The sequence below is a fragment of the Xanthomonas sp. SHU 166 genome, from assembly GCF_000364685.1.
Taxonomy (GTDB): domain Bacteria; phylum Pseudomonadota; class Gammaproteobacteria; order Xanthomonadales; family Xanthomonadaceae; genus Xanthomonas_A; species Xanthomonas_A sontii.
In genome coordinates, this window is sequence record NZ_AQOJ01000731.1 from 1 (window position 1) to 347 (window position 347).

Annotated in this window: 1 pseudogene; it reads left to right on the plus strand. The window is 71.8% G+C overall.

Annotated elements, in window-relative coordinates:
* Nucleotides 1-161: 161 nt before the first annotated feature.
* Nucleotides 162-347 (plus strand): annotated as a pseudogene (locus tag D180_RS17115) (hypothetical protein); the annotation flags it as partial.

The following is a 347-nucleotide window of genomic DNA, read 5'->3' on the forward strand; positions in this document are numbered from 1 at the left end:
ATGCCCCGGATGAACAACCTACTGAGAGATCACATCTAGGAGCGGTCGCGCGTCTTCGTAACGGCAATGTATGGGTTATGTGGCAGCCGTCGGCGCGACCGGCGTGGCGCACGGCGCGGGCGGGCGGCTAAGGTGGAGGACCGCCCACGACCCGCCTGCGCATGACCTCCCTGGACGACACCGCGATCCCCCCGCTCCCGGACCTGCTGGCGGCGCTGGAGGCCGGCCAGGCGCAGACCCTCGAACGCGGCGCCCGCGCCTACCTGCGGCAGCGCCCCGACGATGTCCTGGCCAGCAGTCTGCTGGCGATGAGCCTGCAGATGCAGGGCCAGCCGGCGCCGGCCGCC